Here is a 23426-nt window from a genome sequence, read left to right on the forward strand (position 1 = left end):
TGTCAGCCCCGGTCAGAGGTGCAGGGCGATGGCGGGCATCAGGTCCTGGAAGGTCTGACCGGTGGCGGGGGCGCCGATGGCCGACATCTGCCAGGCGCCGTTCACGCGGTGGACCTTGGCCATGATCTGGGCGGTGTAGTCGCCGCCGCCGCTGAGGGTGTAGCGGGCCATCTCCTGGCCGTTGGTCTCGTCGACCAGGCGGCAGAACGCGTTCTCCACCTGCTCGAAGGTCTGGCCGGTGAAGGAGTTCACGGTGAAGACGATCTGATCGACGTGGGCCGGAACCCGCTCCAGGTCGAGCAGGATCGACTCGTCGTCGGCGCCCTTGCCGCTGCCGCCGACCAGGTTGTCGCCGGTGTGGCGTACGGAGCCGTCGTCGCTGGTCAGGTGCTGGAAGAAGACCACGTCGACGGCGCCCCGCCCGGAGAACAGCACCGCCGAGGCGTCGAGGTCGATGTCGCGGGCGGTCATGCGCGCGAAGAAGCCCTTGCGGGGCGCGGCCTGCCATCCCAGGCCCATGCGCACCGCGCTGAGCGCTCCACCGTCGGGCTTGCTCAGGCTGATCTGCTGGCCCTTGGCCAGATTCACGGTCATCTGCTTCCTCTCTCAGCGCTTCGATGGGGACGTCGGCCCGGTGAAGCCGGGGCCGGTGTATTCGGGGCCCGCGTAGTCCGGGCTGGAGTAGCCGAGACGTGGGCGGGGGCTCGGCGCGGCGGCCTGGTGGAGCTGCTCGCGCAGGAAGGGCAGGACGCCGCGTTCGAGGAGGGTCCGCCGCCATGTCTCGCGGGCCTCGGCCGCGCCGCCCGCGCCCGCGACGCCATCACGCGGGCCGGGCGCCGGGGTGCGGTGGCGGGCGGCGGTGATGAGCAGCCAGGCCACCCCGCCCGCCGTCGTCACCGCCGTGATCACGGCGGCGGTCTGCCCCGCGGTCAGCAGCGCGTCGCCCAGCTCGCTCCCCGAGCGGCCGAGCCCCAGCACGTAGCCGAGGAGCAGGAAGACGGCGGTCGCGGCCGCGGCCAGCACGGGCACCAGGACCGCGAACGCGGGCAGCAGCCCGCGCACGCCCGCCACTGCGGAAGCCACTGCGGACGGCGCGGCGGACGGCACCCCGCCGGTAGGCGTGTCGGCCGCCCCCGCCGCGCGCAGCCGCAGAAAGGCGCGGTACTCCGGGGCGGCTGCCGCGGCGATGGCCGGGCGCTCGGCGCGCGCCCGGGCCCGTAGCCGCTCGGCCGCCACACCCCCGGCGGAGCCGCCGTGCCGCCGCAGCGCGGCGCGGATCTCCGGGGTGTGCAGCGCCTGCCGCAGCACCCGCTCGAAGTCGGGTTCGTCCTCCGGCCGTAACGCGGGCGAGGTGCCGTCCATGTCGGTGGTCAGAGGTTGACGCCGAAGTCGGAGGCGATGCCCGCGAGGCCCGAGGCGTACCCCTGGCCGACCGCGCGGAACTTCCACTCCGCGCCGTTGCGGTACAGCTCGCCGAAGACCATCGCGGTCTCGGTCGCGGCGTCCTCGCTGAGGTCGTAGCGGGCGAGTTCGGCGTTGTCGGCCTGGTTGACCACCCGGATGAAGGCGTTACGGACCTGGCCGAAGCTCTGGCCACGGCTCTGGGCGTCGTGGATGGAGACGGGAAAGACGATCCGGGTGACGTCGGCGGGCACCGACGCGAGGTTCACCTTGACCGACTCGTCGTCGCCCTCGCCCTCACCGGTGAGGTTGTCGCCGGTGTGCTCGACCGAACCGTCGGGGCTGGTGAGGTTGTTGTAGAAGACGAAGTGCCGGTCGGAGACGACCTTCCCGGCCTCGTCGCACAGCAGGGCGCTGGCGTCGAGGTCGTAGTCGGCGCCGGTGGTCGTCCGTACGTCCCAGCCCAGGCCGACCAGGACCGCGGTCAGGCCCGGCGCCTCCTTGCTGAGCGAGACGTTGCCGCCTTTGGACAGGGAAACTCCCACGACATCCTCCTGAAGCGATCTGAAGCGATCTGAAGCGATTGGGTCCGGACGAGAGAAAATCTACAGCACTGTAGAAGTAAGTGGGTGGGCGGAGGGGCGTCGCCGACCCTGTACCGTCACCAGACGGCTGGTTGTGAGCGGCGTGGCGGAGGGAGATGGCATTGAGAGACCAGGACAGAGACCCGGACGAAGACCGGGGCGGAGACCAGGGCAAGGGCGACCCGCATCCGCGCCGGCGCGGGCAGGGCGAGCTGGAGGCGCAGGTGCTGGCCGTGCTCCAGCAGGCCGAGGGCCCCGTGACGGCCGCCTGGGTGCAGGAGCGGCTGGACGGCGACCTCGCCTACACCACCGTCATGACCATCCTGTCCCGGCTCCAGGCGAAGCAGGCCGTGACCCGGGAGCGGGTGGGCCGGTCGTTCGTCTGGCAGGCCCAGTCGGACGAGGCGGGGCTCGCGGCGCTGCGCATGCGCCGGGTCCTGGACGGCCAGGACGACCGGGGCGCGGTGCTGGCCAGCTTCGTCACAAGCCTGACGGCCGACGACGAGCGGCTGCTGCGTGACCTGCTGACCGACGTGTTGAACGAAGACCTGTTGAACGAAGACCTGTTGAACGAAGCGGAGGGAGACTGAGCGCGTTGGGTGTGTTCGTCTTTCTCCCCCTTGTCCTGCCCTTAACGGCACTGCCGATCACCCGGCTTGCCGAGCACTATCTCCATCCGCGCAGCGCCACCCGCCTGTTGTCGCTGGTGGGAGGCGTCCTCGCGGTGTCCTCCACGCTGTGCCTGGTGCTGCTGGTGGTCGTCGGCACGGCCCAGCTGCCGGGCAACCCGCTGCCGGACGGCTGGTCGGATCCCGAGGTGCGGGCCGCGGTGCCGTTCGACGAGGTGGCCGGGAAGGCGGCCATCGTCGCGCTCGTCCCCGTGGCCGTCGGCTGCGCCGCTACGGTACGGCGGCACCGCCGGGCGCGGCGGCTCGCCCAGGACGCGGTCGCCGGGCTGCCCGACGAGCCGGTCACCACCCTGCCCGACGACGAGGCGTACGCGTACGCGCTGCCCGCCGCGTCCGGCAGGCCCGGCCGGATCGTCGTCTCCACCGCGATGCTCGCCTGTCTGAACGCCTCCGAGCGGCGTGCCCTGATCGCCCATGAGCAGGCCCATCTCGCCGGACGGCACCACCGCTATCTGCTGGCCGCCCAGTTGGCGGCGCGGGCCAACCCCCTGCTGCGCCCGCTGCGGGGCACGGTCGCCTACTGCGCCGAGCGGTGGGCGGACGAGGAGGCGGCGGGTGCGGTGGCGGACCGTAGGGTCGTGGCCCGGGCGGTCGGCAAGGCCGCGCTGGTCTCCCGTGGCAGTCCCGCCCCGACGCTGGCCGGTTTCGCCGCGCCAGGACCCGTACCGCGCCGGGTGGCCGCGCTGCTGGGCCCGGTGCCGTCCGCCCGTCACTGGCCGCCGGCCGCCACGGCGGCGGGCGTGGCCGCCTGGGTCGCCGCCGGCGGATCGGCCGCGTCCGCGCTGTCCTCGGCGAACGCGGCGATCGCCCTGATCCGGGTCCTCCAGTCCGCGACCCCGCTGTGACGGGCCCCATGGGGCTGCCGCGCTCTACACGTCGAATTCGGCGGGGTCCAGGTCCAGGGTGAAGCAGGCTTCGCGGACCACGGCCCGCTCGGTCTTGTCGAAGTCGCCGTCGGCGCCGCCGATGACGATGCCGATCTGGACGACGGCGCGGGCCTCGGCGGGCTTCTTCTTCGCCTTGGCCACCTCCTGGAGGACGCTGACCTTGCCGAAGTCGAAGTCCGCCGTGAGCTTGTCGAGGTAGTCGTCGAACCGCGACCGCAGTTCGTCGGCGGGGAAGTTCTGCAACACCTCGTTGGTGGCGATCAGCTGGGCGACGCGCTGCCGCTCGGACGGGTCGATCGAGCCGTCCGCCGCCGCCACCAGGGCGCACATCGCCATGCTGGCGTCGCGGAACGCGCCGCTCTTGAGGTCGTTCTTCTTGGCGAGCAGCTGGCTCTGCATCGTCGATGCGGATTCCTTGATGCGGTCCCACAGGGCCATGACCAACTCCGAACGTGTCGTCAGGGGCCCGGGCCGGACGTGTTCCGGCCCAGGCTTATTTCTACAACACTGTAGAAGTTAGCAGAGTGGCCGTGGGCCGAGGGGTTCAGTCCTCGTCTTCGTCCTCGAAGGCGTCGCCGATCTCGTCGACGACCTCCGCCGCGACCATGCCGCCGACGACGCCGACCGCGACGCCCGCCGCGACACCGCCGACGATGGCCCCCGTGCTGGGCCCGGACCGCCGCTCCCCGTGGCCGTGGCTGTGGCCGTGGTCGTGGTGGCCGTGGTCGTAGGTCCCCTCGTAACCATGGGACCCGTAGGACCCGTGGGACCCATGTGAGCCGTGGTGCTCGACGAGTTGCCGGACCCAGGCGTCGACCTCCGCGTTCCAGTCGCGCTGCTCTACGCCGTCGTGCCCGACGGTGAAGCGGGTGAGGACGTCATGCCCTCCGGAGAACAGTCCGCCGCGCTTGTCGGCCTCCAGGACGACGTCGAGACCGCCGGGGTTCGCGAGGAAGGTCACCTCCAGCTCGTTGAGGGCGTGGGCGAACTGCGGGGCGGGCGAGAGCTCGATCTCCTGGTAGAACGGCAACCGCTGCCCCGTACCGCCGACGTGGCCCAGCTCCAGATCGGCGGACTTGAAGCCGAAGCCGAGCTGCCCCAGCGCCTCCAGGACGGCCTCCTGGGCGGGCAGCGGACCCACCGTCAGCTGGTCCAGGTCGCCCTTGTCCTTCGCGCCCGCCACCTCGAGACCGGTACGCACCCCGAGCACGATGCCCAGCGGCTGCCCGTACAGCTCGGTGACGGGCGTCTCCCACGGCAGGTGGATGGTGAACGGCAGGCTGCGCTGCTCGCCCTCGCCGAGCCGGAATCCGCCGCCCACCGTGAAGTGGTCGAAGACGACGACGCCTTCGCGCTCCTCGTCCCCGTGCTCGGCCTCGACCCGCGCGACGAGATCCAGGGTGATGGCCTCGATCTCGAAATCCGCCTTGCCGCCCTGAAGGTGGACCTGCCCGCTCAGCGGCCCACCGGGACGTACCGGACCCGCCTCCAGCACGGTGTCCACGGTGGGCCCGCCGACGCCGAGTGAGCCGAGCAGTCGTTTGAACACCATGGTGGCGTCCACTCCTTATGTGCGTATGCGCCTGTGGTTGCTTGTGTGCGCCTGTGGTTACTTGCTGGTGGTGTCGAGCGCGGCCAGGGCCGAGGCCCAGCGGGCGAACTTCAGATCGGCCAGATCCTTGACCGTCGTGATCCCGAACGCCTCCTCCAACAGGCCGCCCTGCCGGTCGGAGACGCCCTTGAGCGCCGATACGGGAGCGGCGAGAATTTCCGCCAACTCCTTGTCGGCCCATGCCTTGTCCAGCACCTTGTCGAGGTCGATGGAAGCCATGCCTGCCCTCCCGGGGCGCGAGTGTGGAGAATGGGTGAGTGCGCGCGTGATGCCGTATTTCTACACGCGTGTAGAAGCATAGGGCACGAAACAAGGCCCGGGTCGGTGATCCGGGCCTTGTCCGTCGGGCAGGTGGTGCGTTTCAGCCCCGGTGGCTCACTTGGGCTGTTCGAGGTCGGCGTCGGGGTCGGGTACGAGGGAGTCGTGCGACGCCGGCGGGGCGACGGTGGTGGTGGGGTTGGTGCAGCCGGGGACGCTGCCCTCGGGCGCGCAGTTGTCCGGCCTGTTGTTGACGACCCTGGTGTCGGTGAGCGTGGTGTCGGCGTCTCCCTCGATGTAGATGCCGCCACCGGCGGTGATCGCGATGTTCCGGGTGACCAGGCTTCTGACCAGCGTGGCGGTACTGGCGTTGTTGGCCAGGCCCGCGCCCCGCTCGGCGATGTTGTCCCTGACCGTGGTCGACTTCAGGTTCAGGGTGGAGAGGTTCACATTGCGGAGGCCGCCGCCGAAAATGGCGGAGTTGCCCCTGATCGACACGGACTCCAGGGTCGCGGTGCCCACTCTGTTCTCCAGCCCGCCACCGTTGTTGGTGACTGCCCGGTTGTTGAGCAGGGCCCCGCTCTTCATCGTCATCGTGCCGTTTACGTCGTTGTTGATTCCGCCGCCGAAGTTGGCCGCGGTGTTGCGCTCGACGGTGGTGCGGTCGAGGTTGAGCTCTCCGCCGTCGTTTTCGATGCCGCCACCGGTGACGGCGCGATTGCCCTTGACGGCCGAGTCGTCCAGGTTCAGCGTGCCCCCCTCGTTCGCGATGCCGCCGCCGAAGGTCAGGCTGATGCCGCCGCTGACCGTGAGCGACTTCAGGGTGAGGACGCCGCCGTCCACCACATGGAAGATGCGGAAAGAGTCCGTCGCATCCGGGTCGCGGCGAATGGTGGTGTCGCGGCCGGAGATGGTCACATTGCCGGTGATCTCCGGAAGGCCGTCGTCCGGGTTGTCGGCGGCGGTCAGCGTGTACGTGCAGTGCGACGCCAGTCTGATCCGGCCACCGCTGGTGTTGGCGTCGTTGATCGCGCTGATCAGGCCGGGAATGTCGTTGCACCGCACCTGGGTCTCCGGGGCGGCACTGGCCGGTCCGGTCGGTACCGCCGCGAGGGTCAGTCCCACGCCGACCGCGGATATCACGCCACCGGTGCGCAAAATGATCTTCATTGCTACGCCTTCCTCAATGCTGAAGTGAAGCGGCATATGACGATTCATTTGTAACGACAGGTGATCACAATCTCACTCTGGGTGCCGCCAAACGGTTCCGGCTCGTCGGGCCGGACGCACCGCGGCCACGTCTCCGTCAGGGGGCGATGCCGTGCCGCCGCCCCAGCAGCGGGGTGGCCGCGGTGGCCGCCACCAGCACGACGGCGGTGATGATCAGGCTGGTGCGCAGGCCGTGCAGGAAGCTCGCGTGGTCCGCCAGCAGGGCGCCGAAGACGGCGACGGCCAGCGCACCGCCGATCTGGCGCGCGGTGTTGAGGATTCCGCCGGCGACGCCCGCACGGTCGGTGGGCACGTGGTCGAGCAGGTGCGCGGTCAGCGGCGGCATTGCGCAATCCGGGAACTGGAACCGTCGGCAGCGCAGGGACGGAGGGGCCGGGCACCTACACTTGGTGGGCGCATGTGCGTCGGCTGTGATGTGGGCGGGACGGGAGAGACTGTGGCGGAGAACGTGGGTGGCTACGCGGACCCGTCCGCCGAGGTTCTGGCGGAGGCGGCCGCCGCGTTCGGGCTGCTCGCCTCGTCGGCCCGGCTGCACCTGATGTGGACCCTGTCCCAGGGCGAGAGCGATGTGTCCCATCTCGCCGACCGGGTGGGCGGTGCGCTGCCCGCGGTCAGCCAGCACCTGGCCAAGCTGAAGCTCGCCGGGCTCGTGCGCTCCCGCCGTGAGGGCCGACGGCAGGTCTATTACGTCGACGACCCCGACATCGTGACCGTGGTGCGCGTGATGGTCGGGCAGCTCACCGCACGCTCCCAGCAAGCCTCCGCACCGGTACACCGACTGCGCGGGACCGGTGACTGACACTGCCGCGGCTTCGGAGCAGAACGCCGCAGAGCACCCTGATCCCGTGGCCGCGCCGGCGCCCGGGAGCGACCAGGGTGTCGTCGACGGACATCGCGGGGAATCCTCCGCGCCGACCATGCTCGAGGTGCTGCGCAGCCTCGACAGCGGACCGCGCGGCCTGACGGAAGCGCGGGCCGAGGAGCGCCTGGCCCGGTTCGGGGAGAACACGCTCCCGGACCGGCACGACCCCTCGTGGCCGCGGCTGTTCGTCCGCAGCCTGCGCGACCCGTTCACGGCGGTGCTGGGGTGCCTCGGGCTGGTCTCGGCGGCCGTCTTCGCCTGGGGCACCGCCGCGGTGATCCTCCTGCTGGTCGTGGTGAGCTGCGTACTGAGGGCTTCCGGGGAGCACCGGGCCGACCGGTCCATGGTCGCGCTGCGCGAGCTGGTCGCCACCACCGCCACCGTGCTGCGGCGCACCGACGAGGACGGCGCGCCGACCGCGCGCGAGGTCCCGGCGGACGAGCTGGTACCCGGCGACGTGGTGCGCCTCGGCCCGGGGGACCTGGTCCTCGCGGACGTACGTCTGCTGCGGGCGAGCGGCCTGACCGTGCACCAGGCCGCGCTGACGGGCGAGTCGGCCCCCGTCGCGAAGTGCGCGGACGACCTTCCCCGCGGGACCGGCCGGGAGGTGTTCGAGCAGCCGCAGATGTGCTTCCAGGGCAGCAGCGTCGCCTCCGGCAGCGCCGTCGCGATCGTCACCGCGACCGGGGCGCACACGCGGTTCGCCGCCGCACACGGCCGCTCCGCCGGCCGGCGGGAGACGAGCGACTTCGACCGTTCCGTACACGGCATCTCCTGGGCCCTGATCCGGTTCATGCTGCTCACGCCGCCGCTGGTCCTCATGGCCAACGCGGCGTTGCGCGGGCGCGGTCTGGAGACGCTGCCGTTCGCGGTCGCGGTGGCCGTCGGGCTGACGCCCGAGATGCTGCCGGTCCTCGTCACCACCTGCCTGGCGCGCGGCGCGTCGCTCCTGGCCCGGGCCCACGGGGTGATCGTCAAGCGGCTGCCCGCGCTGCACGACATCGGCGCCGTGGACGTGCTGTGTCTGGACAAGACCGGCACCCTCACCCAGGACCGGTCGGTCGTCCACCGCTCGCTCGGCCCGGACGGCCGGGACGACCCCGAGGTCCTGCGCTGGGCCGCCGTGAACGCCTGGTGGACCCTGCAACTCGCCGACCTGCCGACACCCGACGCCCTCGACGAGGCGATCCTGGACGCGGCCGACGAGGACGCGCTCATGGCGTACGACGGGACCGCGGCCCTCCCCTTCGACCCGCTCCGCCGTCTCGCCACCGCCGTTGTCCGCACCCCCGGCCGCCTCGGCCGCGACACCCTGGTCGTCAAGGGGGACGTCGAGGCCGTCCTCCAGCGCTGCGCCCTGTCCGAGGACGAGCGCGAGCGGCTCCGAGGCCTCGCCGACCGGCAGGCCGACGACGGTCTGCGCGTCCTGGCGGTCGCCACCGCCGAACGCCCGGCGCGCGCCCGTGACTACACCCCGGCCGACGAACGCGGCCTCGGCTTCCGCGGCCTGATCACCCTGCGGGACGCGCTCGCTCCCACCGCCGCCGACGCGCTGGAAGTCCTCACGGGGCAGGGCGTCAGCGTCAAGATCCTCACCGGCGACCACCCGGGCACCGCCGTCCGGGCCTGCCGCGACCTCGGCATTCCCGTCACCGAGGACGGGGTGCTCACCGCCGACCGCCTCGACGGCCTCACCGACGCCGAACTCCGCGACCTCGCCGTCCGTACGACCGTCTTCGCCCGCTGCACCCCCGAGCACAAGGCCCGCATCGCGCGTGCCCTGCGGGCCGCCGGGCACACCGTGGGCTTCCTCGGCGACGGGGTGAACGACCTGCCCGCCCTGCGCACCGCCGACGTCGGCATCGCCCCGCGCAACGCCGCCGACGTGGCCCGCGAGGGCGCCGACGTGGTGCTCGCCGACAAGGACCTGACCGCGATCGCCCACGCCATCGGCGCGGGACGGCACGCGAGCGGCAACATCGCCACGTATCTGCGCGTCACGCTGTCCTCGAACCTCGGCAACGTCATCGCGATGCTCGCCGCGGGACTGCTCCTGCCCTTCCTGCCGATGCTGCCGACCCAGGTCCTGACCCAGAACCTGTGCTTCGACGCGGCCCAGCTCGCCTTCGCCCACGACCGCCCGCACCCCTCGGTGCTGCGCCGCCCGACCGTGCTGCGCCCGCGCGACCTGCTGCCGTTCATCACCGGGTTCGGGGTGCTCAACGCCGTCGCCGACCTCGCCACCTTCGGCGTCCTCGCGCTCGCCCTGCACGGACCGGGCACGGGGGACGACAAGGCGGTGTTCCACTCGGGCTGGTTCACCGAGAACCTGCTCACCCAGGCCCTGGTGATGCTGCTTCTGCCCCTCGGCCGCCGCGGCGCCGAGGGGCGCGGACCAGGCCCGATCGCCTGCGCCGCGGCGGCGCTGGCCGTCATCGGCGTGCTGCTCCCGCCTTCCCCGCTCGGCCCGCTGCTCGGCCTGACCGCGCTGCCGGGCGTGTACTACCCGCTGCTCGCGGCGGTCCTGGTGCTGTATGCCGCCGCGCTGCTGGCGGCGAGGGCGCGTCACGAACGACGGTGTGCGTAGCCCGGGGCCCGTCAGCCACCGGCCCCGTACGACAGGTCGGAGCACGGGTCGTCGTCGGCGGAGCGGGCGTCGTCCGCCACGGAACCGGGGACGGCGGTCGACGTGGCCGAGGGACCCTTGTCGGCGTAGGAAGCACCCACGACCACGTTGATGCCTGATCCGCCGATCGACTCCAGCCGGGCGCCGGGGAAGAGCTCGGCGACCGTCTCGGCCTGGCTCTGCTTGCCCACGCCGTACTGGACGACTGTGGTGGCGTGCTCCTGGCTGCTCGCGTTGGCGGTGCCGGTGACCGTGAAGCCGTGGTCGGTGAGGGTGGCGGCAGCCGTGGATGCCAGGCCGCCGGTGGTCGTGCCGTTGTAGACCGCGACATCGATACCGTCCCCGGAGACGTTCTCGCCGGGGCTCGGCGACGCGGAGGCGGATGCGGAGGCGGACGCCGCGCCGGTGCGCTTCTTGCCGCTGGCGTCGTGACCGTCGACCGTGCGGTCGGCCTTGAGGGCGGCCCACAGGTCGGACGCGTCCGGCTCGCGGAGCGCGACGCGCGAGCCCTGGTAACGCCAGGGGAGGGTGACGAACTTGGTGTTGTGCAGGTCGACGTCCTTGAGTGACATCGCGAACGAGATCAGCTTCTGCGCCGAGCCCAGGCCCGGGTCGACCGTCATGGACTTGGTGGCGGCGTCGGCGAGCGGCAGCAGTTTCGTCGGCGTGAACCCGTCGCTCTTGATCTTCTTGAGGAGGCTGGAGACGAACGCCTGCTGGCGCTTGATCCGCCCTATGTCGGAGCCGTCGCCGATGCCGTGCCGGAGGCGGACGTAGTCCAGGGCCCTCTGCCCCGAGACGTTCTGCTCGCCCTTCTTGAACAGCAGGCTGCCGCGGGTGGTGCGGCTGGGGCTGAGATCCTTCTCGTAGACGTCGCCCGGCAGGCACACCTTCACCCCGCCCACCACGTCCGTGAGGCTGGCGAACCCCTTGAAGTCGACGACGACCGTGTGGTCGACGCGCAGGCCGGTGAGCTCCTCCACGGTGTTCTGCGTGCAGGCCGGGTTGCCCTTCTCCGTCTGCCCGACCGAGAAGGCCGCGTTGAACATCGTGTCGGCCTGGGGCTTGGTCCAGGTGCCGTCGGGCAGCTTGCACGACGGGATGGTGACGAGCATGTCGCGCGGGATGGACACCGCGATCGCGTGCTCGTGGTCGGCGTAGACGTGCAGCAGGAACGCCGTGTCGGAGCGGCCTATGTCGTCCTTGCTGCCGCCGCCCAGTGCGCTGTTCCCGCCGGTGCGCGCGTCCGAGCCGATGACCAGGACGTTCGTGCCCTTGGACGAACCGGCCTCGGGGCGATTCTTGGACAGGCCGTCCCCGTCGAAGACATCGATGTCGCCGTTCAGCTTGAGGTAGATCCAGCCCAGCCCGGCCGTCCCGAGTACCGCCACCGCCAGGACGATGAGCAGCACCATCCGCAGCGGGCCGTGCTTGCGGCGGCGTCGGGCGCGTGAGGGGACGGCCTGCTTGCTGGTGGTGGTCATCCGTAGGCCCTCATCCGTCGTGGGCCCTCATCCGTCCGGCTCATGCGGAGGGGACGCCTGACCCCGTCCCGTAGTTGTACAGTTGCGCAATCTAGCAAAGATTGCAGAGAAGGGTTGGACGGAATGCTCCGCAACGGACTGGAGCCCTGGCACCTGCTGATCGTGGCCATCGCGATCATCGTGCTGTTCGGCTCGAAGAAGCTGCCCGACGTCGCCCGCGGGCTGGGCAGGTCGATGCGCATCCTCAAGAACGAGGCCAGGGCCATGAGGGACGACGGCGCCGGCGCGCAGGCCGAACCGGCGCCTCCCGCCAAGGGTGACCCGCTCCCCTGAGCCCCTGAGCTTCAGGGGCTGGCGATGTCGAAGCCGTAACGCAGCGGTTCGCTGGTCACGTCGTGGTGGCGGCGGTAGACGTACACCGCTTCCGCGCGCACACCGTGCGGCGCGGCCTCCACCTCACAGGGGTGGGTCACCTGGATCACGCGCGGGCGGCCGGCGACCTTCATCCGCAGCCCGTCCGCGGGGCCGCCGGTGAGCACCGCGGTCTCCCATTCCGTCATGCCGGTCGTCTCCATGCCGACAGTTTAAAGGTTGCGCAATTGACGCCCGCGGGTGGCGTCGACCGCACCGCTCCCGATGCCTCAGGAGCGCGGCGAGGGCTCGTCCCGGTCGACGACGGTGCCGGAAACCACGTGCCCGGGGGCCGCGTCCTGGGAGTCCCGCTTCGTGAGCGTCTTGGTCTCGCTCCGGAAGATGCGGGCCGCCTTGCCCGCCGAACGCGTCAGCTCGGGCAGCTTCTTGATCCCGAGAAGCACGATGGCGACGACGAGGAACACGGCCAGCTCGCTCAAGCCGAACATCGGATCTGCCCTCCGCATGACAATCTACAGTGCTGTAGAAGTCTCTCCTGAAGAGTCATCGCCCAACAAGGTCTCCTTCCAGCCGGGTTGGTCGCGAAGCGCCGTATGAGCCGAGGAGCAGGGCAGCAGGATGCCGGAGCAGCACGACCAGACGACCGCCATACCGCCCCTGCCCAGGAGGACCCCGCGCCAGGCCCGCGGACCCCTCCCGAACCGGAGGACCAACGCGTGCTGCTGGAGCGCATCACGGCAGCCCGCCGCGCCCTGGACGCCCTCGAACACGACCTGGCCCAGGCCGCACCGCCCCCTGCCCGCCAAGCGGCGGGGCGGAGCGGGTGACGACCTCGTGAGCCGGCCGTTCAAGGCCCGTGGAGTTCGGTTTCCCATGCCTGGAACGGTGGCTCGACCTGGTAGCTCGGGTCGCAATGGGCGCGGATCCACTGGGCGGCGCGGTACTGCGCCTCTCCGTCGTTGAGCACACACCCGTTCTCGTCGACCTCCAGTACGTTGCCGTAGATCGCGAAAACCTGCTCCAGGGCAGAGCCGAACCGGAAGAGCGCGGGCCGGTAATCGATGCCGTCGAGGAGGTCGACGTCAATCGTGCCGTTCGCGAGGTAGAAGGCGAACAACCGGAGCGATGCACGCACGTCGACAGGAAGATGCCCCACAGGGCCATCATGCCTGCCGGGTGACACGAGCGCGGTCGCCGCCATGATCCGCAGGAAGACCCTGGTGGACGATCCGAAGATGTTGCCCTGTTTGTGTGCATTTAGGGTGGCGTCATGGGTCGAATACACAAGATCGTCCCGTTACTGACGGTCGCCGTCTTCGTGTTGTTGCACGTCTTCGCTTATCCCGGCACGCGCTTCGCCAACGACTCATACCGCTACGCCCGCTCGGCGTACGAGTTCTTGGGCGCTCCCCACCGGGAAGCCCAGGACAAGGCGTTGCGGGCCTACTGCGCGGACACCGCGGCCATGCTTCAGCGAAACCGCATGCTGCACCAGATCGCGTTCCGGTCCCCGGTGCGCCGCCAGGACTTCCAGGAGTGCCTGGCTCAGTATGCGAAGGGTCTCAACCCCAGCGATCCGCGGTACGAGGCGCTCTTTCACGCCCGTCCCGCCTATCCGCTGATGGCCGCGCCGTTCGTCTGGCTCCTGGGGGCCAAGGCGGGGCTGACGATCGTCGCCCTGGGGTTCACGGCGCTCGGAGGGCTGTTGGTCCTGGTGCTCCTGCGCGCGCTGCGCGCACCGCCCTCGGCGGCATGGCTCGGTCAGTGCCTGTACTACGTCACGCCCATCGGGCTTTGGGGCAGCCGGCCCATGACGGAGGGGCCGGTGCTTGCCCTCATGGTGGCCATGCTGCTCGGTGCGGTGTGGCTGTACCAGGGGCGGTGGGCGGCGGGGGCCCTGCTGTCCGCGGGGGCCTTCGCGCTGGGTTTCGCGGTCAAGTACTCGAGCTTCGCCCTGGTGGGGCCGTGCCTGGTGGCGGCGAGCGCCATGGCGCTGATGTTCGTTCCACAGGCCCGGCACAAGGGCACGCGCTGCCTGCTCGTCGTCTCGCTCTTCGAGTCCCTGGTCGCCTTCGCGATGAGCAGGGTGCTCCGGTTGCCCGGACTGGAGGCTTCGCTCCAGGACACCTTCTCCCTCCACTGGACGTATTCCGAAGTCACCCACCCCTGGCGGCTGCTGATCCGGCTCGACGTCAACTACTGGTGGCAGTGGCTGCAGAGAGAGGCGTTGGCTCCCTCCCTGCTCTTCCTCCTGGTGCTGGGTGCCTGGGGCGTGATGAGCCGGTCGGTGCCCATCGCGCTCTGCCTGCTCGCCGTGGGCGGTACGGGCCTGCTGACGGCCGCGGCCCACCCGCTGGCGATGGAGGGCGACAGGCTTTACGTGCAGGTCTGGCTGATCGTCGTCGTCGGGCTGCCCCTCCTGGCCGAGCGGCTGCGCATGAGCGGCGGGTCCGCCGACGCGCTGCCCGCGCGAAGTGATCCTCTGTTGCGGAGCGACGGGCGCCAGTGACGAACAGCTCAGGGTGCCTTGCCCGGCGGGTCTGCGCCGGGGCCGGTGGCTGCCTCGCGGGTGGGAAGACCCGCGAGGCAGCCGCACGTGGTGCCGTGGGGCGGCAGCGGGGTCCGGCCCAGGATGGCCGCGGTGAGGTCCGCGGTGAGCCGGTGCCAGCGGCGGGCGTCGCGGAGCATGGTGTGGCCGCCGCGTCGCATCGTGACCGTGTGGGCCTCGGCTCCTTCGGAGCGGGCCCGCCCGGCCAGCTGCCAGGAGCCTTCGGCCTCGGTGATCCGGTCCCGCTCGTCGTGCAGGAGGGCGACGGTCCTGCCGCGCAGCTGGGCGACGGGCTCACCCGGGGGACACCACGGCGCGAGGGCGACGACGCCCAGCACCGAGGGGTGCCCTCCGGCCAGGAGCGCCGCGCGTCCGCCCATGGAGTGGCCGACGAGGACGACCGGGACGTCGGGGGCGAGCCGAGCGAGTTCTTCGAGGGCGTCGCGGGCGTCATGCGCGGCGTCCGCGCGGTGCCCGTTCCATCCCTGGCACCGGTAGCGCACGGAGGCGAGCAACAGCCCGTCTTCGCCCAGTGCCCGGGACAGCACCGAGCGGAAGGGACGCATCCGCAGGGCCGGCAGGTTGAGCGGCGGGGGCGGGGCGACGCCGTCCGCCCTCCCTCCGTGCAGCAGCACCACCGCGGCCCGTGGCCCGGCGGGATCGGTGTGCACGACCAGCGGCCGGTGGGGTGCGTACGCCCTGGTCATCGTCCCGTCCTTCCCTCGCGTGCGTCCCGGCGCGGTGGCAGCGGGAAGAAGCCGCTGGCCCGGGCGGTGTACTCGGCGTATCCGGGACGGTCGGCCAGGTGGTTCTCCGGCAGTCGCTGCCCGCTCAGAAGGTAGGACATCACCAGGGAGGAGACGAGCGCGAGGACCGCGGTCGTCTCAGCCAGGCCCTCCTCGATTTGCTCGGTGGAGAACGCCCCGCTCAATGCCAGGGCGGTCAGTCCCTGGAACGCGGCGGTGAGCGGCATGGCCGGGCGGCCGACCGGGCACCGATGCGCTGGTCCGCGTGGCCGCGGCTGGAGGGGGCGCCATCACCTCACCGGGCTTTTCGGTCTGTCCGCCGAAGTATCAGCATGATGCGCCACCTGCCGGACCGGGCTGGCGTGGCCGACTCCATGCTGTCCTTGATCTCGATCGACGGGCTGAAGCCCTGTCGTCAGGATCGCTGCGCCGAGGTGAGGCGCTTGCCCAGCGTTGCGGCGAACTCTTCCGCGCGCGCCAGTTGGGTCCGCAGGTCGGCCACCCGCTGCTGCGCGGCCTCCTCGAAGCCGCGTACGCGGCCCAGCAGTTCCTCCCGTTCGCCGGGCGGCAGCTCGGCGCCGGAGTCGAGGCGGTCGGTGGCCTCCAGCAGGTCGCGCATCTGATCCAGGGTGAAGCCGAGCGGTTTCATGCGGCGGATGACCATCAGACGGGCGACATCGGCCTCGGTGTAGAGGCGGAAGCCGCCCTGGGAGCGGGCGGAGGGGACGACGAGCCCGGTCTCCTCGTAGTGCCGGATGGTGCGCAGGGACAGCTCGGTCCGCGCGGCGACTTCGCCGATCTGCATGTGCTTGCCGTCCACGCCCGTGATCCCTTGGCCCTTCTCGTCCCCGGCTGATCCCTACCCTAACGTTAGGGTAGGGTTTCTGGTGGCAAGGGCCGCGCAGTGCTGCCCTGCCGTTGCCGTGCCGGGGCCGATGGCGCCTCCGGCGAAGATTCGATTCTTGCAGGAGAACCGCGTGCGCGAGCCCATGCCGCCCGCCGCCGCGGCCTGCCCGCCGTGACGCCTTGCCCCTGGACGTGAGGCCGGCCGCATCCGCGCTTCCGATCCGTCCCGTCTTCGACTACCGGTCCGCGTCTGCACGCGACCGTCCGCGGGTGCCGGTCCGGCCTCCGCGCCGTCCCCGCACGCCCCGGCCTTGCTGAAAAGGCGGCGTGCCTGAGCACGAGGTTCTTACTCCCCTTGTCTGGTTCCGCTGTGTCCCCGGCCGCCCGCCTGCGCGCCCTCAAGCCCGACTGGCTGAACGATCCGACGGTCTGGCGCACCGAGATCCTGGGCGGGCTGGTGGTCGGGCTCGCGCTGATCCCCGAGGCGATCTCGTTCTCGGTCATCGCCGGAGTGGACCCGGCCATCGGCCTGTTCGCCTCCTTCACCATGGCCGTCACCATCTCGATCGTCGGCGGGCGCCGGGCGATGATCTCCGCCGCGACCGGCGCCGTCGCGCTCGTGACCGCGCCGATGAACCGCGAACACGGGCTGGGCTACCTGGTCGCCACCGTGATCCTCGCCGGGGTGTTCCAGATCGCGCTGGGCGCGCTGGGGGTGGCGAAGCTGATGCGGTTCGTCCCCCGCTCGGTGATGGTCGGCTTCGTCAACTCCCTCGCCGTCCTGATCTTCATGGCCCAGCTCCCCGAGCTGACCGATGTGCCCTGGGCCGTCTATCCGCTGCTCGTCGGCGGTCTGGTGCTGATGGTGTTCTTCCCGAAGGTCACCACCGTGGTCCCGGCCCCGCTGGTGTCGATCGTCATCCTCACCGTCGTCACGGTCGGGGCCGGGATCGCGGTCCCCACCGTCGGAGACAAGGGAGACCTACCGTCCTCCCTGCCGGTGCCCGGCCTGCCCGACGTCCCCTTCACCCTGGACACCCTCACCACCATCGCCCCGTACGCCTTCGCGATGGCGCTGGTCGGCCTGATGGAGTCGCTGATGACCGCCAAACTGGTCGACGAGATCACCGACACCCGCTCCAGCAAGACCCGCGAGTCCATCGGTCAGGGCATCGCCAACATCGTCACCGGCCTCTTCGGCGGCATGGGCGGCTGCGCCATGATCGGCCAGACGATGATCAACGTGAAGGTCTCCGGCGCCCGCACCCGCCTGTCCACGTTCCTGGCGGGCTCCTTCCTGATGGTGCTGTGCGTCGTCTTCGGCCCGGTCGTCTCCGGCATCCCCATGGCCGCCCTGGTCGCCGTCATGGTCATGGTGTCGTTCACCACCTTCGACTGGCACTCCATCGCCCCGAAGACCCTCAAGCGGATGCCCGCCGGGGAGATCGCCGTCATGGCCGTCACCGTCGCGGTCGTCGTGGCCACCCACAACCTGGCCATCGGTGTCGTCGTCGGCTCGGTCACCGCCATGGTCGTCTTCGCCAGGCGCGTCGCCCGCCTCGCCGAGGTCACCGCCGTGACCGACCCCGACCACGCCACGGTGGTGTACCGGGTCACCGGCGAGTTGTTCTTCGCCTCCTCCAACGACCTGGTGGGACAGTTCGATTACGCCACCGACCCCGACAAGGTCGTGATCGACCTGTCCGCCGCCCACGTGTGGGACGCCTCCTCCGTCGCGGCCCTCGACGCGATCGAGACCAAGTACGCCCAGCGTGGCAAGACCGTCGAGATCACCGGCCTGAACGAACCCAGCGCCCACCTCCACGCCAAACTCAGCGGCGAACTCACAGCCGGCCACTGACCACACCGTCCCGCCCCGCAAGGCCGCACGGGCAGTACACCCGCCGGTGCGGCCGGCGGGAGCCCGCGTATCCGACGCCGGCGCAGCACGCTCACATGGCGCCGATCAGGTCGAACACGTCGTCGTCGCGGCCCAGGCTCAGCGCCGGGCGGCGCGCGCTTGCACCGTGTGCGCGAGCCCGACCGCCGCCGTCCCCACCGCGACTTTCAACACGTGCGGCTCGCCGTCCAACCTGTGGAGAAGGTGGTAACTCACCGCTGGCGCTTGACGTGTGTCCTGGATCAGTTGATGGCTGATGCCTGGTAGGCGGGGACGCGGTCAGGGGCTGGTGCCCGGACGTCGTTACAGTGCGATGAGACGTACGCGGTCGCCGCAGAGTTTGGCCATGTCGTCCGTGTCGGAAGTGAGGAGCGCTACCGGGGCCGGTTGGCGGAGGGCTGCTTCTGCGACGGTTGCGTCGATCGCGTATTTGTGGCCGTGCAGTCCTGCCGTCTTGAGGAGTTCGGCTGCTGCTCTGGCTGTGTGTGTGGTGACCGGTTCCACTTTGACGCGTGACAGTGTCCAGTTCAGGCGTGGGAAGTTCATCCGCTTGTGGCTGACCTCCACGATGGTGTTCGCGCCGACCACCGTGTCGGCCCCCATCTCGTGGAAGACCTGGAGCATCGCGAGGAGTTCGCGGTCCTGCGCGATCCACGCGGACAGTCCTTGTGAATCCAGGACGACCGTCTCGATATGGGTCACGCGGCGTCCGTGTGGTGGGCCTGGCCGGTGGGCCCGAGGATCTTGGCGCGGGCCTCGGCCAGTTCCTCGTCGGTGAAGGCGCCGTGCTCCTCCTGGTGGCGGCGCAAGTCCTCACCGAGGAGCTGGTGCCTGATCTGGCGGGCCACTGCCTCGGCCACGTAGCCGGAGACGTTGTCAGTCAGCTTCCTCAACTCGTCGACCTGCTCGGTAGGCAGGGTGACGGTGATGCGCGTCGTGCTGGACATGTAGCAAGCATACTTCAGTATGCGTGTCCGTGTGATGGTGTTCCGGGGTGGCTTCTGGTGCGGATCTGGTGCGAGGTGCTTGGGGGCCGGACAGCAAAGAAGCCCCGGGCCGCTGGCCTGGGGCTTTGTGCTGGAGCGGGTGACGAGAATCGAACTCGCGCTCTGAGCTTGGGAATCAACGACGCTCTCGCGGCTGTGGTGCGGATGACCAGGTGAAACGTGTCCGGCAGGGCGTGTGGGGGTGGACTTGATCGCCCCGTCCATGACCGCTGCTGACCGCTGCGAAGGGCATGGAGAGGGCACGAGGCCGGCGGATGGCGGCACGTTCTTCATTTCCGCCGGTTCAGCGGCTGCGTCGCCTGCGAGGCCACCCCGGTCCGAGGCCGGCCTTGCAGACGCAAGCCCGAGCACCAGGGGCGAACATGCTGGTCATACCTCTACCGTGACGAGCTGGTCGGCGGAGCCCCCGCACCACTCGACCAGGAAGAGGGTCGCGTCGTCGGTGGTGACCCCGCCCCGTTCTCGCATCAGGGCGTGGGACAGGCCGCGCACCATCTCTTGTACGCCTTCGCCCACGCACCCCGCGCGGTCCACGAAGTCGCGCAGGCGCTCCTCGCCGAACTGCTCTTCGCCGGTGCGGTGCTCCTCGACGAGACCGTCGGTGAAGAAGAGGATCCGGTCGCCCCGGGCCAGCGCCTGCTCGCTGATCTGCGGGTTGGCGCCGCCGAAGCCGACGGGCAGGGTGCCCGGGCTCTCCAGCGGCTGGAGGACGCGGTGGTCGCGGATCAGCAGCGGCGCCGGGTGACCGGCGTTGACCCATTGCAGGTGGCCGGTTCCGATATCGAGGCGCATCATCTGTGCCGTGACGAAGTGGTCGGGCCCGAACTGCTCGTCGATGGCCTTGTCCATGAACATGTACAGCTCGGCGAGCCCGACATCGGCGCGTCTGGCGTGCCGGTAGGCGCCGATGGCGACGGTGGCCAGTACGGCGGCGTCCAGCCCGTGGCCCATGGCATCGATGACGGCCATGTGCAGGATGTTGTCGTTCAGGGCGTAGTCGAAGCTGTCCCCCGCGACGTCGTAGGCGGGCTCGAGGATTCCGGCCACCGCGACCTGCGGTGTGATCATGGTCAGCGGGGACAGCAGTGACCATTGGATCTCCGCGGCCAGGCTCATCGACTCACGGCGCCGTGCCCGGAAGAACTGATCGGTATAGCTGTTCTTGGTGACCAGCATGTCGGCGACCAGGCCGGCGAGGCGCCGCAGCAACCGCCGGTCGTCGTCATCGACGCTGCTCAGGGTGACGGCCAGTACCCCACCTCGTCGCTGCCGTCCAGCAGCGGCAGGAACACCCGTACGCCATCGGCCTGTGGCTGTTCCACCGTCGTCGCGCTCAGAAAGGCCCTGCCGGCCTGGGAATCGTCGATCCGCTCGGGCTCCCCGACCACGAGTCTCATGCCCGGCAGGGGAGCCAGTATCAGCTGGTCGTAGTCCTGAAGGAGGATCGAGACGTCCCGTCCGCCGATCCTGCCCACTTCCTCCGCGACCAGCGGCGCGATCAGCTGGGGCGGCATCTCGTGAGCCCGGTCCAGCAGCACGCCCAGCAGCCGCTCACCGAATCCCTCCGACCGATCCACCGTGACTTTGCGGAAGTCCTCTTCACCTTCTGTCATGGCGACCTCGTTTCGCCGCACCGCCCTCACACAGAGGTGAGCATTTGTGCTCCTTGCCGCACTGTGATCGTGCTGTCTCCGCCACCCCGGAGTCGAGGCTCTCCCCACAACGGCCCCGGCGCAGAAACACCGAGGCCGCCCTTTCGGGTCGGTTGCACGTGAGAGTGAACCGGCCCATTCACCATGCTATGCCAGGTGCATCTTTCCGGCACGAGGGACTTTTTGGGCCTGCCGGCGGGCATCCCTTCAGACTTCGTCCGTCTGCGTGGCGTCCTGCCCGGAGGACCGGCTTGCTACCAGCCAGGACCGCGCCGGCTCTGCCGTGTGCGTGGTGTCCACGGTGAGATGGAGGCGGGTGCCGCCTTCCGCGCCGGCGGGGTAGCTCCGCTGTTCGGTGCCGTCGAAACAACGACGGAGTACCTCTGCGACCTGACGGGCGACCTCGGGGGACGCGGCGACGATACGCACCTCGGCGCGCCCTGCCGGGGGTGATTCCGGTGGCTGCGTGGTGACCCCGTTCATCAGGAAGACGTGCCGCTGGGCGTGGGGCCTCGCTTCGCGCCCTCCGGCCGGACTTGCCGGCCGTCGGCTCTTCCGGCTCCGTCGGCCGACCCCCGGCAGGGCATCGCTGTAGTGGAAGGCTGCGATCCGCTCGCTGTGCTGGCCGTTGAGCAGGTGGATCAGCAGCACTCCGAGCATGATCATGCCGATGATCACGGACACCGTGATGACGGTCTCCACATCCTCACCTCCCTTGGAGCTCAGGAGTCCGGTGAAGCTCAGGGCTCCGGTCGGGTTCGGCCTCCGGCCGCCACTGAGGCGGCCCGCCATCGGTCTCCCACTCCTCCTCCCGGCTGAGATCGTCCCGGGCGTCGCGGATGGCGGTCTCGCTCGCCATCAGACCGCTGGCGGTGACGAGGCTGCCGACGGTGGCTGCGGAGGCCATCAGCCGGGCGGCGGCTGCCGCACTCGTCTCCGGCGGGATCACCAGAAGGTCCCAGCGGCCTGCGGTGTAGGAGAGCAGAATCAACTTGTGCGGGTCCTGCTCATCGGTGAACCAGCCCACCTTCACCGTGTGCCCGGTCACAGGCACCTTGCGCGGGAGCGCGGGCCAATGGGCCGGGTTCACGGAGACGCGAGTGACCCGGCCCCAGTGTGCGTCCAGCACGTCCGTCAGGGCCGGCAGCTCGCGGTGGAGATCGCGGGAGCGAGGCCACCACGCACCGTCCAGAGCACCTGGAACCGGGCTGGACGGGGTCAGCGACAAGCGAACCGGTGGCGAGGGCACGCGCTCATTGGTGGTCGTACGGTCGATGGCCATGGTCATGGCGCGGACCCGTCCCCGGGCGCGTCTTGACGTCCCGGTGTTGTTGCTCGCCGAAAACGACACCTGCGTGGAGGCGGGTGTACGAAATGCTCCCGGTGTTTTCACCCTACTCCGGGGCGTGGCCCCGCCGAGCCCCCGAGTGATCCGGGTCCGGATCCGCAGGGCGCGGCCGAGCCTGTGAGTGGGCTCCCGGAGTACGGTGAAACCCGGGGTCCACCGAACCCCGTAGAGGGTGAGCAGACCATGTCCGACGCCGACACCCCACGTGAAGTGAGTCTTCTGCCGGACGCGATCCAGCATGCTGTGAGACCGGGAACAGCCCTGCTGCGGTTGGCGACGACACATACCCGTGAGGGCATCCTCGATGGTGCGTGGTGGCCGCGTTCGCGCGACATCGGCGCCGAGCTTCCCGCCCTGGTCACCGCGCTGACCGAGTACCTCGGGCCCGTCGTGCGGGTCGGCCTGGACTCCGACGCCTGGGAAGAACTGCCGACACGACTGATCATCGACGACCGCATCGTGCACATCGACTCGTTCCCCGTGGGTGACGACACCATCCTCATCACCCGAAACGATCAAGATCTCTTCTCCCTGCTGGTGATCCCTCCGCACGCGACGCCCGACGCGGCGCGCACCGCGATGGCCCGGTCCGTCCGCGCCGACAACCTCGCACCGGCCAAGCAGATCCTCATCGACACCGGCACCGGCCGGGCCCGCCCGACCGCCGAGGAAGACCCGCAGACAGGCCCGGAACGCCGCGGCACGTCCTGACGCCTCTTTACGGTGCACCCGGCCTCGGCCGCCTGACGCCCCGTAAGGCACCGCCGTCCCCCCTGATGAACGGCCGCCCGCGAACTTTTCCAGACCGCCGCCGCATTGGCCCATGACGGAAAGGAAACGCCAGGCTCAGGGCACCTCGCCGCTGTCGATGCCGGAGCTACCGCCGAAGAGCAGGTCACGAGGCCGCGGGTGACTCTGCCGAGATGCCGTTCTCGGTGCGTGCTCCAGGGTTCGCGCCCTATACGTGCCCCATCAGCAGGGCACGTATAGGGCAATGTGCCGTCGGTGAAGAGGGGGTTGGACTGAGTGACAAACAAGGCCCGGGTCTGTGACCTGGGCCTTTGCTGTGGAGCGGGTGACGAGAATCGAACTCGCGCTCTGAGCTTGGGAATCACCGATGCTTGTGGTGGCTGTATGCTGCTGACCAGCAAAAATGCACCAGCAGGATCCTGAAGGGCGGGCATGGCCGCGCCTGCATTTACCGCTGCTTACCGCCCCGTAGGGCACGGATGGGGCACGACGGGATTCGGTATCGCTGATCGTCGCCGGTTTCGCCTGATGACAGCGGTCTGCGCATGCGCGCCGTTCATGGCCACAGGCTGACCGTGCACACGCAACCGGACATGCCGCGTCCGCCGTGGCGGGGGTGGTGTC

The 23426-nt window shown here is 70.2% G+C and carries 27 protein-coding genes and 1 pseudogene; 8 read left to right on the forward strand and 20 right to left on the reverse strand.

Going from position 1 to position 23426, the window contains the following annotated elements:
- Positions 1-12 precede the first annotated feature (12 nt).
- Genes ACH4TL_RS16280 through ACH4TL_RS16290 form a run of 3 tightly spaced genes read right to left on the reverse strand, consistent with a single transcriptional unit; the run spans position 13 to position 1946 of the window.
- A complete protein-coding gene (locus ACH4TL_RS16280; RefSeq protein ID WP_398314530.1) occupies positions 13-594 on the reverse strand; it encodes a TerD family protein in 582 nt (193 codons plus the stop codon).
- A gap of 12 nt (positions 595-606) precedes the next feature.
- A complete protein-coding gene (locus ACH4TL_RS16285; RefSeq protein WP_398314532.1) occupies positions 607-1362 on the reverse strand; it encodes a hypothetical protein in 756 nt (251 codons plus the stop codon).
- An 8-nt stretch (positions 1363-1370) separates the two neighbouring features.
- The gene (locus ACH4TL_RS16290) at positions 1371-1946 is read right to left on the reverse strand and encodes a TerD family protein (protein ID WP_398314534.1); all 576 of its coding nucleotides are present in this window, start codon (positions 1944-1946) and stop codon (positions 1371-1373) included.
- Between the two features lie 155 nt (positions 1947-2101).
- On the opposite strand from ACH4TL_RS16290, the gene ACH4TL_RS16295 reads away from it, so the two are divergent.
- Together ACH4TL_RS16295 and ACH4TL_RS16300 are read left to right on the forward strand one after the other, a co-directional pair.
- On the forward strand, positions 2102-2575 hold the full coding sequence (locus ACH4TL_RS16295) for a BlaI/MecI/CopY family transcriptional regulator (RefSeq protein WP_398314536.1): 474 nt from the start codon (positions 2102-2104) through the stop codon (positions 2573-2575).
- Positions 2576-2580: 5 nt separating this feature from the next.
- Positions 2581-3519, forward strand: coding sequence for a M56 family metallopeptidase (locus tag ACH4TL_RS16300; protein ID WP_398314538.1), 939 nt, complete (start codon positions 2581-2583; stop codon positions 3517-3519).
- Positions 3520-3543: 24 nt separating this feature from the next.
- On the opposite strand, the gene ACH4TL_RS16305 is transcribed toward ACH4TL_RS16300, so the two are convergent.
- The 5 genes from ACH4TL_RS16305 to ACH4TL_RS16325 all read right to left on the reverse strand — a co-directional run bounded on the left by ACH4TL_RS16305 (position 3544) and on the right by ACH4TL_RS16325 (position 6986).
- Positions 3544-3999, reverse strand: coding sequence for a tellurite resistance TerB family protein (locus ACH4TL_RS16305; protein ID WP_398314540.1), 456 nt, complete (start codon positions 3997-3999; stop codon positions 3544-3546).
- 106 nt (positions 4000-4105) lie between these two features.
- Entirely contained in the window at positions 4106-5113 is a 1008-nt protein-coding gene (locus ACH4TL_RS16310) for a sporulation protein (RefSeq protein ID WP_398314542.1), read from the reverse strand.
- 57 nt (positions 5114-5170) lie between these two features.
- Entirely contained in the window at positions 5171-5392 is a 222-nt protein-coding gene (locus ACH4TL_RS16315; RefSeq protein WP_398314543.1) for a hypothetical protein, read from the reverse strand.
- Between the two features lie 156 nt (positions 5393-5548).
- The gene (locus tag ACH4TL_RS16320; RefSeq protein WP_398314545.1) at positions 5549-6601 is read right to left on the reverse strand and encodes a right-handed parallel beta-helix repeat-containing protein; all 1053 of its coding nucleotides are present in this window, start codon (positions 6599-6601) and stop codon (positions 5549-5551) included.
- A 136-nt stretch (positions 6602-6737) separates the two neighbouring features.
- Positions 6738-6986, reverse strand: a complete 249-nt coding sequence (locus ACH4TL_RS16325; RefSeq protein ID WP_398314547.1) for a hypothetical protein — start codon at positions 6984-6986, stop codon at positions 6738-6740.
- A gap of 111 nt (positions 6987-7097) precedes the next feature.
- Between ACH4TL_RS16325 and ACH4TL_RS16330 the strand changes: the two genes are divergently transcribed.
- Both ACH4TL_RS16330 and mgtA read left to right on the forward strand, forming a co-directional pair.
- Entirely contained in the window at positions 7098-7460 is a 363-nt protein-coding gene (locus ACH4TL_RS16330) for an ArsR/SmtB family transcription factor (protein ID WP_398314549.1), read from the forward strand.
- Positions 7453-10110, forward strand: coding sequence for a magnesium-translocating P-type ATPase (gene mgtA / locus ACH4TL_RS16335; RefSeq protein WP_398314551.1), 2658 nt, complete (start codon positions 7453-7455; stop codon positions 10108-10110). Before ACH4TL_RS16330 ends, mgtA begins: the two co-directional genes overlap by 8 nt.
- Positions 10111-10121: 11 nt before the next feature.
- Here the strand turns inward: mgtA and ACH4TL_RS16340 are convergent, their stop codons facing one another.
- The gene (locus tag ACH4TL_RS16340) at positions 10122-11633 is read right to left on the reverse strand and encodes an LCP family protein (protein ID WP_398314553.1); all 1512 of its coding nucleotides are present in this window, start codon (positions 11631-11633) and stop codon (positions 10122-10124) included.
- 123 nt (positions 11634-11756) lie between these two features.
- Between ACH4TL_RS16340 and tatA the strand changes: the two genes are divergently transcribed.
- Positions 11757-11966 (forward strand): Sec-independent protein translocase subunit TatA, encoded by a 210-nt coding sequence (gene tatA / locus ACH4TL_RS16345; protein ID WP_398314555.1) that lies wholly within the window; start codon positions 11757-11759, stop codon positions 11964-11966.
- Positions 11967-11977: 11 nt separating this feature from the next.
- Here the strand turns inward: tatA and ACH4TL_RS16350 are convergent, their stop codons facing one another.
- The 3 genes from ACH4TL_RS16350 to ACH4TL_RS16360 all read right to left on the reverse strand — a co-directional run bounded on the left by ACH4TL_RS16350 (position 11978) and on the right by ACH4TL_RS16360 (position 13206).
- A complete protein-coding gene (locus ACH4TL_RS16350) occupies positions 11978-12208 on the reverse strand; it encodes a hypothetical protein (protein WP_398314557.1) in 231 nt (76 codons plus the stop codon).
- 66 nt (positions 12209-12274) lie between these two features.
- Positions 12275-12493, reverse strand: a complete 219-nt coding sequence (locus tag ACH4TL_RS16355; protein ID WP_398314559.1) for a twin-arginine translocase TatA/TatE family subunit — start codon at positions 12491-12493, stop codon at positions 12275-12277.
- Positions 12494-12852: 359 nt separating this feature from the next.
- Positions 12853-13206 (reverse strand): hypothetical protein, encoded by a 354-nt coding sequence (locus ACH4TL_RS16360; protein WP_398314561.1) that lies wholly within the window; start codon positions 13204-13206, stop codon positions 12853-12855.
- A 69-nt stretch (positions 13207-13275) separates the two neighbouring features.
- Between ACH4TL_RS16360 and ACH4TL_RS16365 the strand changes: the two genes are divergently transcribed.
- The gene (locus tag ACH4TL_RS16365; protein WP_398314563.1) at positions 13276-14514 is read left to right on the forward strand and encodes a hypothetical protein; all 1239 of its coding nucleotides are present in this window, start codon (positions 13276-13278) and stop codon (positions 14512-14514) included.
- Positions 14515-14522: 8 nt separating this feature from the next.
- Here the strand turns inward: ACH4TL_RS16365 and ACH4TL_RS16370 are convergent, their stop codons facing one another.
- From ACH4TL_RS16370 to ACH4TL_RS16380, 3 genes are all read right to left on the reverse strand, one after another.
- Positions 14523-15260 carry an alpha/beta hydrolase gene (locus ACH4TL_RS16370; RefSeq protein ID WP_398314565.1) on the reverse strand — a complete coding sequence of 246 codons (738 nt, stop codon included), beginning with the start codon at positions 15258-15260 and terminating at the stop codon, positions 14523-14525.
- Positions 15257-15526, reverse strand: coding sequence for a hypothetical protein (locus ACH4TL_RS16375; protein WP_398314567.1), 270 nt, complete (start codon positions 15524-15526; stop codon positions 15257-15259). Before ACH4TL_RS16375 ends, ACH4TL_RS16370 begins: the two co-directional genes overlap by 4 nt.
- Before the next feature lie 188 nt (positions 15527-15714).
- Positions 15715-16119, reverse strand: a complete 405-nt coding sequence (locus ACH4TL_RS16380; protein ID WP_398314569.1) for a MerR family transcriptional regulator — start codon at positions 16117-16119, stop codon at positions 15715-15717.
- Between the two features lie 396 nt (positions 16120-16515).
- Between ACH4TL_RS16380 and ACH4TL_RS16385 the strand changes: the two genes are divergently transcribed.
- The gene (locus tag ACH4TL_RS16385; RefSeq protein WP_398314919.1) at positions 16516-18006 is read left to right on the forward strand and encodes a SulP family inorganic anion transporter; all 1491 of its coding nucleotides are present in this window, start codon (positions 16516-16518) and stop codon (positions 18004-18006) included.
- Positions 18007-18348: 342 nt separating this feature from the next.
- On the opposite strand, the gene ACH4TL_RS16390 is transcribed toward ACH4TL_RS16385, so the two are convergent.
- The 5 genes and pseudogenes from ACH4TL_RS16390 to ACH4TL_RS16410 all read right to left on the reverse strand — a co-directional run bounded on the left by ACH4TL_RS16390 (position 18349) and on the right by ACH4TL_RS16410 (position 22337).
- The gene (locus tag ACH4TL_RS16390; RefSeq protein WP_398314571.1) at positions 18349-18747 is read right to left on the reverse strand and encodes a DNA-binding protein; all 399 of its coding nucleotides are present in this window, start codon (positions 18745-18747) and stop codon (positions 18349-18351) included.
- Positions 18744-18992: a hypothetical protein gene (locus ACH4TL_RS16395; RefSeq protein ID WP_398314573.1), complete on the reverse strand. Its 249-nt coding sequence runs from the start codon at positions 18990-18992 to the stop codon at positions 18744-18746. Before ACH4TL_RS16395 ends, ACH4TL_RS16390 begins: the two co-directional genes overlap by 4 nt.
- 429 nt (positions 18993-19421) lie before the next feature.
- Positions 19422-20665, reverse strand: a pseudogene (locus ACH4TL_RS16400) (PP2C family protein-serine/threonine phosphatase).
- Between the two features lie 246 nt (positions 20666-20911).
- Positions 20912-21187 (reverse strand): hypothetical protein, encoded by a 276-nt coding sequence (locus ACH4TL_RS16405; RefSeq protein WP_398314921.1) that lies wholly within the window; start codon positions 21185-21187, stop codon positions 20912-20914.
- Positions 21188-21410: 223 nt separating this feature from the next.
- A complete protein-coding gene (locus ACH4TL_RS16410) occupies positions 21411-22337 on the reverse strand; it encodes a DUF5994 family protein (protein WP_398425261.1) in 927 nt (308 codons plus the stop codon).
- On the opposite strand from ACH4TL_RS16410, the gene ACH4TL_RS16415 reads away from it, so the two are divergent.
- Positions 22236-22763: a DUF5994 family protein gene (locus tag ACH4TL_RS16415; RefSeq protein WP_398314577.1), complete on the forward strand. Its 528-nt coding sequence runs from the start codon at positions 22236-22238 to the stop codon at positions 22761-22763. The genes ACH4TL_RS16410 and ACH4TL_RS16415 overlap by 102 nt on opposite strands.
- The last annotated feature ends 663 nt before the right edge of the window (positions 22764-23426 follow it).

This window comes from Streptomyces sp. NPDC021115, assembly GCF_044333065.1.
In the GTDB taxonomy this organism is placed as follows: domain Bacteria; phylum Actinomycetota; class Actinomycetes; order Streptomycetales; family Streptomycetaceae; genus Streptomyces.